This is a genomic window from Aminobacter sp. BA135, from assembly GCF_050859125.1.
In the GTDB taxonomy this organism is placed as follows: Bacteria; Pseudomonadota; Alphaproteobacteria; order Rhizobiales; family Rhizobiaceae; genus Aminobacter; species Aminobacter ciceronei.
The window spans coordinates 2,428,949-2,442,820 of the sequence record NZ_CP139572.1; the positions used below are offsets into that span (position 1 = coordinate 2,428,949).

Here is a 13,872-nt window from a genome sequence, read left to right on the forward strand (position 1 = left end):
TTCTTTCCAGCTGTTTGGGTGTCGGACTGCCTGGATGCGATCCGTTTGCCCGATCCTGCCGCGCTTCCGAACGCGCGGCAGGGCGTCCAATCTCAGATCGTCAGTTCTTCAGTTCGAAGGTGACGTTGACCTGGACGCGGTAGGCGTTTTCGCCGGCCTCGACCGGTGCTGCGCCGGCTGCGCGGTCGAACGACTTGGCCTGCATCGGCATTGGCGGCGGGGCATAGGACTGGTCGGTGATCTCGAGCACCTTGCCGACCTTGACGCCGGCGGCCTCGGCCAGCACCTTCGCCTTGGCGATGGCGTCGGCCACCGCAAGCTTGCGCGCCTCGGTGATAACGCCTTCCGGCTTCTCGTTGGTGAAGGTGATGCCGCCGCCCTGGTTGACGCCGAGGGAGACGGCCTTGTCGAGAACCTCGCCTGTCTTGGCGATGTCGCGGACGCGCACCGACAAGGTGTTGATCACCTGGTAGGCGACGAGTTCGGCATCCTGCGAGCCATCGGGCTTGTTGGTGTAGTTGTAGCGCGGCTGGATCTGGATGCCGGCGGTCTGCAGGTCGCGGTCGGCGACACCCGCTGCCTTCATCGCGGCGATCACGGCAGCCATTGCTTCGTTGTTGGCGTCGAGCGCCTCGCGGGCGGTCTTGGCCTCGCGCATCACCGACAGCGACAACAGAGCCAGATCGGGCGCCACCGAGGCTTCGCCCTCACCCGTCACGATGATGCGTGGCGACGGTTCGCTATCGGCGCGGGCGGCAGCGGCGGGAAGTGTCAGTGCCGCTGCAAGTGCAAGCGCCATGTATTTGCGATTCATAATATAATCTCCGTTGTCCTGAGCCCTTCAGGAGTGTCAGATAGGGGCGGATTATGGGTGGATTGCGGCAGCGCGCAACAGATGCACGAAGATGGCTTGTGCCAGAGCGCAAAACTGACTATCCAGCCCGCGTGTGGGGCCTGTAGCTCAATGGTTAGAGCCGGCGGCTCATAACCGCTTGGTTGGGGGTTCGAGTCCCTCCGGGCCCACCATTATAATCGTGCAGGATTGTCCAGCTTTGTGCTTGGAAGCCCATTTATTGGCGTGTTATCAGGGTATTACGGCGTCTCACGTCGTGTTGGATAGTCCAGCGAGATAGTATGACATACAGCAAATTTGTTGGTACTTGTGTTGGTGGTTTCGTTGCCTCGCTAAAAAGTACCAACACATGCCGCTGACTGATACCTCCTGCAAGAACGCTGTTTCTCCTTTGAAGCCCACCAAACTGAGCGATGGAGGAGGGCTTTTTCTGCTTGTACAGCCGTCCGGCGGGAAGCTCTGGCGGCTGGCGTATCGATTTGATGGGAAACAAAAGACGCTTGCTCTTGGCAAGTATCCGATCATCGGACTGAAAGAAGCTCGTCGCCGTCGAGACCTTGCGAAGGAACAGCTCGCACACGGGGTCGATCCTGGAGAGCAGAAAAAGAAAGATAAACGGCTCGCCAGATTGGCTGCTGCGAACCACTTTCAAGCTGTCGCTACAGAGTGGTTTGAGGCGCGGGCAATAGGATGGTCGGAAGCCTACTCATCGCGCCTCTGGAGCCGCATGGAGGCCGATCTGTTTCCAAAACTCGGCACCCGACCCGTTCGTGAAATCGAACCTCCAGAACTGCTGGATGCCATCCGTTCGATTGAGAGGCGCGGCGCCATCGTTCTGGCACGGCGCATGCTGCAGATTTCGGGGCAGGTCTTCCGGTACGCGGTGGCGATTGGGCTTGCGACACGCGACCCATCTCAAGATATACGCGGAGCACTGAAAACTGCTCCCCCGAAGAAGCATCGCGCCTCGCTGAAGTCGGTCGAATTGGCGGATTTCTTCGCAAAGCTCAGTACGTATGACGGCGACCGAACCACCGTCCTTGCCCTGAAGCTGATTGCGCATACCTTTCTGCGCACAAGCGAAGTGCGTTTCGGTCGTTGGTCCGAATTTGAAAATTTAGACGGGCCTATGGCGTTGTGGCGAATCCCTGCCGAGCGCATGAAGGCGCGCGCCGAGCACCTTGTTCCAATCACTAACTCGGTGCGGCTGTTGTTGCGGGAGCTTAAGGAGCTCGCAGGAAACAGCCCTTCCCTTTTACCTGCCCCGACCAAGAACGGAGTAATTTCTGAAAATACTCTACTCTATGCACTTTATCGAATGGGCTATCATTCTCGAGCCACGGTGCATGGATTCCGGGGAACTGCGAGCACAGTTCTCAACGAACAAGGCTTCAACCGTGATTGGATTGAACGGCAATTAGCGCACGTCGAACGAAATGATGTCCGAGCAGCTTATAATTCTGCGGAATGGCTGTCTGACCGGCGCGAGATGCTTGAATGGTGGTCGGCCTTCTTGGAAAAGAATGGCTCATAGCTACTTGGGCAGGATACCAGAAAAGTTGCAAGCAGAGGCAGCCCAAAAGCTATGTCCTGGCAAATGTACGGTCGGATTTTTCGGGCAAAGGAACGTAGCGTGAAACAGGGAAACTACAGCGCCGCGGATCGGTCCAAAATCTTGGCGGCCTATCGAGAACTTCAGGATGAAATTGATAGGATCATTCGGCAAGAAGAGGAAACAGGGGTTCCCGGCGATTGGCCGAACGTCGAGGATTTTGCCGCGCATCATGGTATCTCACGATCTACTTTGTACCGTTGGCTCTCGACCGAACGAAAAAAGCCTCGTGCGAAAAGGGAGGACACTCAGGATCTGAGTGACGTCAACCGATCCATCGACTTGCTTCTTTCCACGCAGCGGATGGATTGGGAGACGGTAGTTTCTGCGATGAACTTTAGTGCGTGGCTTGTGTTCCCGCGATCTCAAGAAAACCGGTGTGCAAGAACCTTGTCGCTGGCTGCGACCCGCATTGGACACCTCAATGACCAGATAACATTCGATTTATTGGGAGTGGATATCAAAGCTGCGTTGTCCCGGTTCATATCGGTCGGCCTTCTTCGACAATTATCCAGTGCCGATGACACGGTGGTTAGTGGTGAGCATGGGTATTTCGCCCATTATGGGACAAAATACACAGATCGAGACATCTTGCGGGCCATTGGGCGCAACTTCTTGGACGCTAGCGATGCAAATCGGCCCACAAGCATCAACAAGATTGAAGGGATTTTTGCATCTGGCGATGCGCTGAGTGGAATCTCAATTGCGCCGTCCCAATTTGCTTCGCTTTGGAAAGAATTTGCGCCCACTCTTCCCTTCCTTTGTGCCGAAGCTGACGTAGGTATCGACTGGCATTTGCCGCTCGAAGGGAGTTGTTTGGACGAACATCTCGACAACCTCTTGGGCATCTCCAGCCAAGTAGCTGAGTTCTTTAGGGTGGCGGAAAGCTATTGCGGGCGATTCAGGCGGAATCTAGATCGGCGGGCTTGGGCGAGGCTCGTGATGCCTGAATTTCCGCTTAGGTGAGACAGGCATTATAAAAAGTCAAAAATATCGTATAATTACAGATAGTTATATGGTGTAGAGACAAGCAGGATCATATACGCCGCTTGAGTTCGGCATGTTGTGCTCGTTAACAACGGAGTGAGCAACATGCCACACAGAAACCTTCCAAATTCGGACCGTCTTTTGCGGCTCCATTCTGTCATTGCGCCGAATGGCCCAATACCAGTCAGCAAATCGACTTGGTGGGCGGGCGTAAGTTCAGGACGCTACCCGGCACCCGTAAAGTTGGGGCCTCGCACGACGTGCTGGCGTTTGTCGGACATCAACGCGCTGATCGCTGACCCCGTGAAGTGGAGCGCGTAAGATGGCGAAGCAAAAGTTACCAAGCGAGAAGCCACAAAAAGTGAGTGCGATTGAGGAGTTGCTGGCTGTTCGACTGGCGTTCAGCAGCATGGAAGGCCAGCACCGAAAGCACCTCCATGATGAATTAGCGAAGGTATACAACAGCGCGATGCGTCTCTGTGCCGATCCAGATGAGTGGATGACCTTTTGCCGAAATGCGGAATGGACCGACTTTCCCGCGAGACCAAAGGACACCGATCGATCGGAGGCACTGCGTTTCGCTGTGCGTTTTGCCGTCGGGTTTCCCTCTGAAAAGGAAGACAAGCTTGCGGCCACCAAGCGGGTCACCAAGCTATCCAGTGCGCTGCAGGTCCTGTTCGACGAAAAGGTTCCGGCAGCCGAAGTAGCGGAAAGACTGGAGGAGCGTGGCATTGAAGCGCTGAGTCGTGAAAAGGCGCTTCGCAATCGAGTGCCTCAAGCGCCAACTGTGCTCACGGTTCAGTTTCCGGACGAACGCTCGGCTAAGTTGCTTTCGGGGCTCCGTTCAGGCGATCGCCGGACTTTCCGTATCCATATTGGAAAGACTGACGGGCTGCTGATCGAAGCAAAATTGATAAGAGTAAAGAATAAGAACCCCAATATTATTGTGTAATACAATTTTCGGGTGAAGTGTACACGGTAGTTGATTTGCGCTTCACCCGGTACTGCGCATGAGAGTGTGCTGTGAACTGTAGATGTACGCATACTCGCAAGATAGGCTACTGCGCCAGACACAGCGACCGCAAACTGCCTACGACTAGCTCGCACCTGTGTTGAGATGCCGACGTTGGCAGGGTGTCGCTTTAAGCGACACCTAGCTGACCGGCTGAGGCCGTTTTCAACCAATCATCACCTCAATACGAGATGCCCAACAGGGGACGCCTTAGCAATGGCACTTCCGACACTCGCCACTTTCATCGATGAGCATGAAGGATTGGATCGGCAACTGCGGGAATACGCGCTCACCAAGTGGGGACGTCGGCTGGTAGATGACGTCGTAGTCGAAAGCTGGACGCGGGGCGGTGCACAAGAGCTCCGAGCGTCCAATAGCCAGGCACGGATCGAATTCTTGCGTGCCACACTGAAAACGTTTGGGGCTTCTGACGCGGTATCGGCGGCAAGCAAATTCTTTTTCCTAACGCTCTCGCCAAAGGAGTTCGCGGTGCCGTTGGAGGAAGCTGCCGGCTTCGACCAGGAGACGATCAAGAGCTGGGCAGGGGGCCTGTTGGGAGGGTTCCACTACATCGGCATCGTGGAGGCGGCATATTACAGTAACTACAGCTCTGTTCCTGGAGTTCCCGGTGCGACGGTGTCTTGGCATGTGCATGCCGTCATCTGGGGGTGCGACGAGAGCTCGTTGAAGGCCGTCGTGCAGGCTGTCAATCGAGATTACGACGCTCTCCTTCCCGGCGGAAAACCGGCTGACAAACGAAGCCTTAGCGCTGAAAGCGTGGCGTCAAAGATTGTCTACATGCTTAAGGGGCAGGTGAGGGAATATCGCGTTTATCCAGCCAAGCGGGAGGAAATGAACGAAGAGACAGGCGAATTCACAACGCCTTTGACTGGCAAGTGGAAACAGCGAAAGCGGCCTCTTCGGAAGGGTGATGCAGCCAAGATGCTCAAGGTTGTGGGCGAAAGGACAATCCCCATGCTGTGCTTCTCTGGTGGCGAGGGGGCTGCCATCTGGGCAAGCGCGCAGGCTCATGCGCGGCAGGTTATCATGGAGTTGAACGACGTCACTGAGTGCCTGATCGGTTTGGTATCAGGATACGCAAAGTCCGCTTAGGGTGGTTTCCTGCCCGACCGCTTCTGGTCGGCCTAGTTGCGAAAGCGGTCTTTGGGGTGGCCCACACATTAACGAAAGCTTTTGCGCTGGCCAACAAATGCTAGACGTTTGCTCGGATACGCTCACATTCTGCGGTCAAAGCGAAGCGCACCTTATTTTGAGCGCTGAGGTATCGAGATACCCTGTCAATGTCATCGATAATCGTACTCCGTTGACGCTGGATCTCTCTGCCGTGCGCGCCGTCGGTGATCCATTTCTCCAAGCTTGTAAGACCGATTCGTACGAGGAAGGTCGGTGCCAAGTGAAAATCAAGACATGAGGCCACAAACCTGAAAATTTGCAGATCGGGATCATTGAAGTTCCGGTCCTTCCGGAGGCTTTTTACGTGTCCTATGGCTGCCTCGTTCATCAAAGCTCTAAGTTGATGGAAATATCCCATACTTTTGCCAGATGCGATGTACTCTGATGCCGCTTTAAGAGCTTCAGAATAGTATTCTCGCGCTTCCGCTGGAGCGCGATCAATAATCCTGTCAGCAATTCGGATCGCCGCCATTACCCGACAGCAATTGAACACTGGAAAAGATTCAGAGATAGAGGACTTCCTTTTGTGCAGACGATAAAGGCCGCGCCAATCGCTGTTCCGAAGTTTGAAAATAAACCAGTATTTCAGTAGATCAAATGGATTACAGCCATATTTCTCAGCTTGTTCAAAGTCGCTCTCGATCTGTTCGGGCTTGCGTGATGTCATGGAGAGACGCGTACGAGCTCGTAAGCAGTAAAACTCTCCGATTTTGCTGTTTTTCTGTATTTCACCTGTCAGGTACGCTTCTGCTACGTCATAATCTCCATTTTTCCAATGGCGAACAGTTTGGGAGATAGTCAGAGCGATATATCTGGCCGGGTCCTCACTGCTGGATTTTGCTGATAGGCATGCCCGTTCGATCAGTTTGCGGCGGTCATCAGGAATTTTTCCTCTCGTGACGTCATGCATGAGACGGATAGGCTCTGGTACCTCTAGAACAGTGCCCGAGGCTGTATCGCCTTTGGTCGCATATAGATGATAATCTTTCAATGCAGCCAAGTCTGTCTCTAGTTCGACAGAAGAAAGTTCGCAGATCTCTTTGATTTCATCGACGCGAGCACGCGACAGCAACTGCATCGCGTAGAGTATTTCTCTCTGCGTTACGGTAAGCTGGTCTATCTCCCGTTCGAACGCAAATGCTCTTATCTGCTCACCGTTTTTCCCTCGCCAATCAGATACCGCCTGGCTGAGTTCGTGCCCCAATGATACCAATCGAATTATTGAGGTAATGAAGATTGGTGAACCAGCCGAAGCGCTTAAAATCTTAGTTCTGTTGTCGAGTATCCGCTTTGCCTGCTTTTCGTCTGCTATGAGATACGCGACATTGACGGAAATGTAGTCGTTAAAATCAACCCCCTCGAACCCTTGCATTGCGATGCGTTGTTCTCGGCCGGTTAGGAGTTCAAGACGCGATGTGAACAGAACTCTGCTGTTATCGTTCTGGACATTTGCGGCGATTATAATCTGCGAGATTGTTGAGTAGAGATCGTTCTGCTCATCTCGTGGAAGGGAATCGACATCATCAACAATGAGTAGGACTGAGAGGCTTGAGAACGCCTCTATACAGAGCGAGATTTTATCCTCGATATCCGAGGCTTGCTGAATAACCTCCGTCGGAGAGCCCACCTGTAAAAGCAGGTTATCCAAGAGCTGAGCCACATTCTCAAAGTCGCAACGCGTCGTTGATACCATCCTTCCAAGCAATGATGCAAAGGTAACCTTCTTGCCCGAAAGCCAGACGATTTTTTCAAACCCAGAGCCTGGTCTGTCTAGGATCTGGGTGGCGAATTCGTAGGCGACCGTGGTCTTTCCCAGGCCGCCGGCGGCGGTCAGGACCTTAATCGGCCGTCTTGGTTCACTTATCCACTGCCAAAGTGACTCGAGGTAGGCTTTCCGGCCAACAAACTGAATGAGGTTTGGATCTCTGGGTGGAAGATTATTCTCAATCTTCGTCGAAAATAATGAGGCGACTGACGGTTCACGCTCGGAAAAAAGGAACGTTAGCAGTTCGACATCGTCGTTTGCTGCACGGCACTCATGTTCGTACCTACAGTAAATGTCACCTTTTTTAATGATGAATTTCTGCTTTTCAGCAGCACCAATGTTGCGACTATTGCGGACAAATGGTCGAGGCTTTTCGCTTCCGCGTCGTTTTGGTATGTAGAGAAGAATGAATTTTCGATCTACTCCCTCTACAGCAGCAATTCCGCTATATGCTTTAATACCGATCGGTTTTCCAACGTAAGTTCCAGTGAGTTGATTTATTTTATCATTGTCGATAACGAATTTCTCGACGTTGGACTGTGTGGCTAATGGGAAGAGCAAAAGGATGTAGCCCCCCATAGAATTGTAGAATGAGACGAAATCGCGAACGAGATCGGCGATATGATCTTCGTCATCCTTTGCCTGCTCTGGCCGGATGAAGAATTTATAATCGAACTGAAAACCTTCAAAGTCGTGAGGTGCGCCGCCGGGAACGAGCGCCTTGAACACGGTTTCGTCCAAGCAGCCACTTTTGTGCAGTTCGGCGATATTTCGCTCAATTTCCAGATGAATCAACTTCGTATCCCCCCGCCAGGCTAGATGAATCTCACCAAAGTAATTGAGTCAACTACTAGGTACCGAAACTAGTGATAGTTCGCAGGTTCAACGCGGAATCACTTATGGCCAAGACACAGCAACCACGAAGTGCGGGCGATGCTCTTGCTACGCGTGTCCTCAAGGTAGGCGGTCTCTCGTTCGTGGGGGGATCAAACGAATGGCAGGTTTCAGTTGGCGACAGAAGGCCCCTGAACGGCAGCAATGCGGTCGTGTCATGACATTGGCGAAACCTATTTCGGATGACGGGAAGGCGCTCGGCAGTCCGCGCTAATGCTCCCCACGCCTGTGAGGTGAGCCTTTTTCACCTCAGGCACTTGACAGGAGGAAAATATTCCTATATATTAACGGTGTTCGGATGGCGAATTGCCATGCCGGGGCATAGGTGGTGGGCGGCATGAGCATGAAGGCAATCGCAGGTTTGAGGCAGCAGCAGTTGCCAAACGAGTGCCATCGGCAATGTCACCGACACGATCTGAATGTTCAACATAGGGCCCCACGCGGGGCCCTTCTCTTTTTCAGGGATGCTTCATGACCCAGCTTACGCTTGCACCACTGTCGCCCGCCGTTGCGCCTGCCTTGATACTGCTCGGGCGTGACGATGCCGGAAAGGCCCATGCCAGTTGGTTCGACGGCGAGGACGCCGCGCCAGCCAAGAACGCCGCCAAGTTGATGGGCATGGCGGCCCTGGCAGTAGAGGGCGACGAGTTACGCGACCTCGCCATCCGATTGCCTAAGGGCAAGCTGTTCACCAGCGGGAGAGCCTTCGTTCCCTTCGTTAAGGGCGAGACTTTTGAGCGCCTGCTCAACCATCTGCCCGAGCCGCTGAAGGCGCGACCGGTGATGATCCCGCAGCCTACCAGGGCCAGTGGCCAGGAGACCAGTGCAAACGCTCCGGCTGACCCCACTAAGCCGGTGCCAGAGCGGCCAGCGGCAAGCCGCCCGGAGGACTGGTCGAAGATCGCGGTTGGGTCGTTGGTGCTCGCTCGTGAGGGCAGGGACGACGGCTTCTTCGAGGCCCGCGTCGTCGAAGTGATCAGCGAGGGCGTCTACCGGCTAAGCTGGCGCGACTGGCTAGACTACCCGCCCTTCACCCGCAAGGCCGAACAGATCGCGCTGCTGCATCCTAAGGCACCGGCTTAACGGGGGCGACGATGCGCCAGACTGGAAATGAAACGAACCCGGTTGCCAATGCGGCCGGGTCTTGTGCTCGGGCGGCAGCGGTCCGCGCGCTCAACGACGCCTTCCGCAAAAGCTTCGTGGGCGGCACGGTCATGATAACGGCCGGAGTCGCAGCCATGCCGGACATGGACCGCTGGGCGCTGCTGCGCTCGGTGCGGGCTTTCGAGGCATTCCACAGCGACAACGATCCGTATGGCGAGCATGACTTCGGTTCAATCGACCAGGACGGCGACCGCTATTTCTGGAAGATCGAGTACTACGGCGCCGATTTCGCGGCTGGTTCGTCCGAACCGAGCGACCCGCAGCAGACGCGGCGGGTCCTGACCATCATGCGCGCCGAGGAATATTGATATGATGGTCGCAATGAACCGGCGCGGGCTGCTCCGAGCAGTGTCGCTACTCGCCATGTGGTTTGCGGTTCCGCGCGGAGCTTTGCGCCGGGGGGAGGCAGGCGAGGGGCGGTTGGCAGCGGCAGAGCCCAACGGTGGGGCTGGAGAGACGGTATTGCCGCGCCCGTCCGCGCCGGTGTCTTGGGCGCTGATGCAGGTCATGTGCGCGCATTGCGCGGCCTATTCCGAGCTTGGGCGGATTAGCAAGACTATCGACTCCATCGCGCTCGGTCACGATCCGGCGCCAGCCGACCGCGAGCGGCTGGATGCACTCGGCGACTTGGAGCGGGATCTGTTCATGCAGCTGTGTCTCCATCCTGCCGTCAACGACGCCGAACGGCAGGAGAAAGCCACCTACCTTCTGGCCTTCTGCAACGGTGACGAATTTGAGCGCGAGCACGTTGAGGCGCTTCTCGTGTCGATGGGAGGCGCCACCGCCAGCGGTAGCCGGAGTGTCAGTCGTCTTGACCGTCTGGCTTGACCAACTCGACGTGGCTGACGCCGAAGGCCTGCGCGATGGCATAGAGGGTCTCGATCGTTGGGTTGCGCTTACCGTTCTCCAGATCGCTGATGTATTGCTGGCTGACATTGGCGCGCTCGGCAACCTTCTCCTGCGACCAGCCACTTTCGGCGCGTAGGCGCGCAAAATTCCTCCCGACCAGTTTGCGCATATCCATGCACCAACCAATCGGAGATTTTGAGCGTTGAGCTTATCAACTATAATATGTATTCACTGCTTTACATGCAGGTAAAGGCACTGGGCGAGGGGATGCCGATCATGAAGAGACTACTTGGCGGCTTGGTGGCCGCCTGTTCACTGGCCTGCGCGACGGGACCGTCATTGGGCTCCGAAACCGGTACAGAATTCGATGCCGTGCAGGGCAAGCTGTCTCCCACCAACACGATGACCTGTCCTGTGCGTTGGGCGGATTTGACAGGGCAGCCTGAGCAACCCGGCGAAGAGGTGATGCCGTTTCTATTCTCCTACATTGACGGGGAACTCTGGTTTCGCGGTGTGAACACTGGGCGCCCCTTCAAAGGTGAAAAAGATCAAAGAGAAGTGATCTTCGCATTTGCCGATCGGCTGCTCGAAGAGTTTGGTGGCCGCGCCGTAGCCGATCAGTTGGCGGCCCGAGGCGGAGATCCAAAAAAGCAAATCGTATTGTTGGATATGGAAGTTGCGTTGGCTGCCTTCGCTACCTTGGGCGAAACCAAAGATAGGATCGTTCGATGCGAGCGTTACAAGGCGCCAGAACGGTTCGATCGAGCGCTTGAGGCGATGGGTCAATCCGGCCCAGCTATCATGACGTACACCTGCCGCATCTCTGGCAATCAGGTTCTTGGGGTGCCAGTGATCATTGGCCGGGAGCAGTTTCACACTGTCTCCATCAGCATTGCCGAAGATGCAATTGGTTCCGTGAACGGTACTGTGCTCGAGCCTGTGCACATCCAGTATGCGGAGAATGGTGACGTCGCCAGCGTCGTCTACGATGCGCGGCAATTCCAGCAGGCCATGACCAGTAGTGCGACAGCACAGTCCATGGGCATGGACCAGCAGTCGTTTGACGGCCTGAAAGCCCTCATGAAAGGCGCCGTGGACCAGTCCATGGGTGACCGTCGCCGCTTCGTATCCATCGCACTCGATCAGGACGCAATCACTTTCTTCGACCTTGATGCCAACGACCAGCCCACAAGTCAGGCGGTCGGCAACTGTGCCAGAGGCATGTGAGCGAGCAGCCATGACAGAAGCTCACGACAAAGCGACGAGGTTGGAAATGACGGATTGGTTCTACGACGACAAAGGCCAACAGCGAGGGCCGATTGCAGAGGGTGATCTGGCCATAATGTTCACCAACAGGCTGCTGCCGCCGGAAACACGGGTGTGGACTGCGGCCTTTGGCAATGAATGGCGGCCTGCCTCACAAACGCCGCTGGCGCGGTCGCCAGGCGTCATGCCGCCGCCGCTGGCCGCTGGGGCTGCCACAGCCACACAACCGCCTGTGGGCACGCCACAGGCCGCTACGGGCTACGTGCAGCCCTACGCCGCGCCGAGCGACCTGTGGGCCTACCTGCTCGCCTTTTCGCCACTGCTGTTCATCGTGCTCGAAATCGCCATCTACAACCCGTTCGTGCGCGCACCGGGCGACGTCATTCCGGTCGTCGGTTTCTGGATTGGGCTGCTGCTGGCGTGGGGCGACGCTAGGAACCTCAACCATAGCAGGCGCAATCCGCAGCTACGGACCATGGTGCCGTTCGTACTGCTGAGCCCCATCGGCTATTTCTGGCGGCGTTGGGCGCTTACGCGAACCTCGATCAAATTTCTTTGCATCTGGATCGTCTGTTTCGTCGCCTACGCCATCGTAGTGGGGGCACTGATGGAAGGCTGATCGAGCCGGGACGGCGACAGCATCCAGCCGGGCGGCCCTGCCGCCCGGCTTTCTCATGTGGGGCGCACTATGGAACTCGTTGCCGGACTGATCATCATCTGGGTCATTTACATCACGCCGACCATCGTCGCCTTCTGGCGCCGTCATCCCAACCGATGGGTCATTTTGCCGCTCAACGTCTTTTTGGGCGCGACTGGCATCGTCTGGTTCGGGTGCCTTATCTGGGCCTGCATGGCCGTCCACATCAGCAAAGACCCAAACGGCAGCAATGGCGGCGAATCGGGCCTCAACCTCGCCGCCAATGACATCGTGCCCGTGCGCCTCGTTAGCGGCCCGCCAGTGCTGCCTGCGCTGCCATTGCCGCCCGGCGACCCGCAGCCGCCCGACGACGCCCTAGCTGTCGTTTCCAAGAAGGTTGTTCAGTCTTTGGAACGGGCTGATGCCGCCAAGGGCGGAATGTGGGCGTTCCAGGTTATAGTTGGCTGCCCAATGGTGGATGGCTTTGGCGCGTTCGTTCGATGAGGCGTATGGCCTTGCATAGGCCCATTCGCGCAGCGAAGTCTGGATGAAGCGCTCGGCCTTGCCGTTGGTGCGCGGGGTGTAGGGTCTTGTGCGGATGTGTCGGGCACCGGCACCTTGGAGCGCCTGGGCGAACAGTTTGGAGCGATAAGCCGAGCCGTTGTCGGTCATCACCCGCTCAACCCTGGCGCCCAGCCTGGCATACCAGGCCAGTGCCCGGTTGAGGAAACCGGTGGCATCTTCCCGGCCCAGGCTTGGCAGCAGTTCGACATAGGCGAGGCGCGAGGCATCGTCGATGGCGACATGCAGGTGTTCGTAGCCGATACCTCGGGCGCGATGATGGCCCTGGTGCTGGCCCGTGATCCGGTGGCCAACGCCGTCGATGCGGCCCAGGGTCTTGATGTCGATGTGGATCAGTTCGCCCGGTCGCTGCCGCTCGTAGCGCAGCACCGGCGGCCGGGGATCAAGCCAGGCCAGCCGGTTCAGTCCCAGCCGGCGCAGCACCAGGCCCACCGTCGAGCGCGCCAGGCCCAAGGACCGGGCAATCGCCGGCCCCGTCATACGCTGGCGGCGCAACTGCTCGATCCGAGACACCTGCATGGCTGCCAGCCGATGCCGGCAGCGGTGCGGCGCTGAACTGCGATCGTGCAGAACCCGGTCGCCGGCCCGGTAGCGGCCGAGCCAGCGATAGGCTGTCCGTTCCGAAACCCCGGCCGAACCGGCAGCACGCCGCACGCTCCAGCCCTGTTCAATGCGTTGAACCAAAAGCACTCGACCTGAAGGCGTCAAAAGCGCATTCTTATGAACGTTCATTCGGGGAGCTCCACTGAAGGTTGGTTGGCTTCGCAACCCCAGCTTCTCAGTCCATCCTCGAATGAACAACCTTCATAGCTTCGACACCTAGCGCGCCTTAAGCGGCTGAAAAGGCTGCTCGATGACGGCGTCATTGATAGGGACCAGTTCGAGCATATGCGCGACAGAATGATTTCGAGTGCCTAAGGGCATGCTTGCATAACCGAGGCTGCAAATAGACGCCGGCCAAACATGGCCAGCCGGCATGTTTCAAGGGAGACCGGATCCACCGGATGGGACATCGAGGCGCGACTTCGGCAGCAACATTAGAAGCTAAGTACATTAG

General features: G+C 56.5%; 14 protein-coding genes, 1 tRNA gene and 1 pseudogene. 12 read left to right on the forward strand and 4 right to left on the reverse strand.

Annotation, left to right across the window (positions count from 1 at the left end):
* Window positions 1-100 precede the first annotated feature (100 nt).
* On the reverse strand, window positions 101-814 hold the full coding sequence (locus SLT36_RS11935) for an SIMPL domain-containing protein (RefSeq protein WP_432287668.1): 714 nt from the start codon (window positions 812-814) through the stop codon (window positions 101-103).
* Window positions 815-950: 136 nt separating this feature from the next.
* On the opposite strand from SLT36_RS11935, the gene SLT36_RS11940 reads away from it, so the two are divergent.
* The 5 genes from SLT36_RS11940 (at window position 951) to SLT36_RS11960 (ending at window position 5,577) form a co-directional block, all read left to right on the forward strand.
* Window positions 951-1,026: transfer RNA gene (locus tag SLT36_RS11940), tRNA-Ile, on the forward strand.
* A 176-nt stretch (window positions 1,027-1,202) separates the two neighbouring features.
* A complete protein-coding gene (locus tag SLT36_RS11945; RefSeq protein WP_432287670.1) occupies window positions 1,203-2,387 on the forward strand; it encodes a tyrosine-type recombinase/integrase in 1,185 nt (394 codons plus the stop codon).
* Window positions 2,388-2,486: 99 nt separating this feature from the next.
* Complete coding sequence (locus SLT36_RS11950; RefSeq protein ID WP_432287672.1) at window positions 2,487-3,431, forward strand: hypothetical protein; 945 nt, start codon at window positions 2,487-2,489, stop codon at window positions 3,429-3,431.
* A gap of 343 nt (window positions 3,432-3,774) precedes the next feature.
* A complete protein-coding gene (locus SLT36_RS11955; protein WP_432287674.1) occupies window positions 3,775-4,404 on the forward strand; it encodes a hypothetical protein in 630 nt (209 codons plus the stop codon).
* Between the two features lie 276 nt (window positions 4,405-4,680).
* Window positions 4,681-5,577 carry a hypothetical protein gene (locus SLT36_RS11960; protein ID WP_432287675.1) on the forward strand — a complete coding sequence of 299 codons (897 nt, stop codon included), beginning with the start codon at window positions 4,681-4,683 and terminating at the stop codon, window positions 5,575-5,577.
* A gap of 100 nt (window positions 5,578-5,677) precedes the next feature.
* Here SLT36_RS11960 and SLT36_RS11965 read toward each other — a convergent pair whose 3' ends face one another.
* Window positions 5,678-8,218: an NB-ARC domain-containing protein gene (locus tag SLT36_RS11965; protein ID WP_432287677.1), complete on the reverse strand. Its 2,541-nt coding sequence runs from the start codon at window positions 8,216-8,218 to the stop codon at window positions 5,678-5,680.
* 570 nt (window positions 8,219-8,788) lie between these two features.
* Between SLT36_RS11965 and SLT36_RS11970 the strand changes: the two genes are divergently transcribed.
* The 3 genes from SLT36_RS11970 (at window position 8,789) to SLT36_RS11980 (ending at window position 10,309) form a co-directional block, all read left to right on the forward strand.
* A complete protein-coding gene (locus SLT36_RS11970) occupies window positions 8,789-9,400 on the forward strand; it encodes a hypothetical protein (RefSeq protein WP_432287679.1) in 612 nt (203 codons plus the stop codon).
* Window positions 9,401-9,555: 155 nt separating this feature from the next.
* Window positions 9,556-9,789, forward strand: a complete 234-nt coding sequence (locus tag SLT36_RS11975) for a DUF3768 domain-containing protein (RefSeq protein WP_432287681.1) — start codon at window positions 9,556-9,558, stop codon at window positions 9,787-9,789.
* Window position 9,790: 1 nt separating this feature from the next.
* Window positions 9,791-10,309 (forward strand): hypothetical protein, encoded by a 519-nt coding sequence (locus tag SLT36_RS11980; RefSeq protein ID WP_432287683.1) that lies wholly within the window; start codon window positions 9,791-9,793, stop codon window positions 10,307-10,309.
* On the opposite strand, the gene SLT36_RS11985 is transcribed toward SLT36_RS11980, so the two are convergent.
* Window positions 10,284-10,505, reverse strand: coding sequence for a helix-turn-helix transcriptional regulator (locus SLT36_RS11985; RefSeq protein WP_432287685.1), 222 nt, complete (start codon window positions 10,503-10,505; stop codon window positions 10,284-10,286). The genes SLT36_RS11980 and SLT36_RS11985 overlap by 26 nt on opposite strands.
* Before the next feature lie 20 nt (window positions 10,506-10,525).
* Here SLT36_RS11985 and SLT36_RS11990 point away from each other — a divergent pair, with 20 nt between their 5' ends.
* The 3 genes and pseudogenes from SLT36_RS11990 to SLT36_RS12000 form a co-directional block, all read left to right on the forward strand.
* The gene (locus SLT36_RS11990) at window positions 10,526-11,557 is read left to right on the forward strand and encodes a hypothetical protein (protein WP_432287686.1); all 1,032 of its coding nucleotides are present in this window, start codon (window positions 10,526-10,528) and stop codon (window positions 11,555-11,557) included.
* A gap of 10 nt (window positions 11,558-11,567) precedes the next feature.
* Window positions 11,568-12,215, forward strand: a complete 648-nt coding sequence (locus tag SLT36_RS11995) for a GYF domain-containing protein (protein WP_432287687.1) — start codon at window positions 11,568-11,570, stop codon at window positions 12,213-12,215.
* Window positions 12,216-12,284: 69 nt separating this feature from the next.
* Window positions 12,285-12,386: pseudogene (locus tag SLT36_RS12000) on the forward strand (hypothetical protein); the annotation flags it as partial.
* Between the two features lie 222 nt (window positions 12,387-12,608).
* On the opposite strand, the gene SLT36_RS12005 reads toward SLT36_RS12000, so the two are convergent.
* Window positions 12,609-13,547, reverse strand: coding sequence for an IS481 family transposase (locus SLT36_RS12005; RefSeq protein WP_432287689.1), 939 nt, complete (start codon window positions 13,545-13,547; stop codon window positions 12,609-12,611).
* Window positions 13,548-13,661: 114 nt separating this feature from the next.
* Between SLT36_RS12005 and SLT36_RS12010 the strand changes: the two genes are divergently transcribed.
* Complete coding sequence (locus SLT36_RS12010; RefSeq protein ID WP_432288308.1) at window positions 13,662-13,733, forward strand: hypothetical protein; 72 nt, start codon at window positions 13,662-13,664, stop codon at window positions 13,731-13,733.
* The last annotated feature ends 139 nt before the right edge of the window (window positions 13,734-13,872 follow it).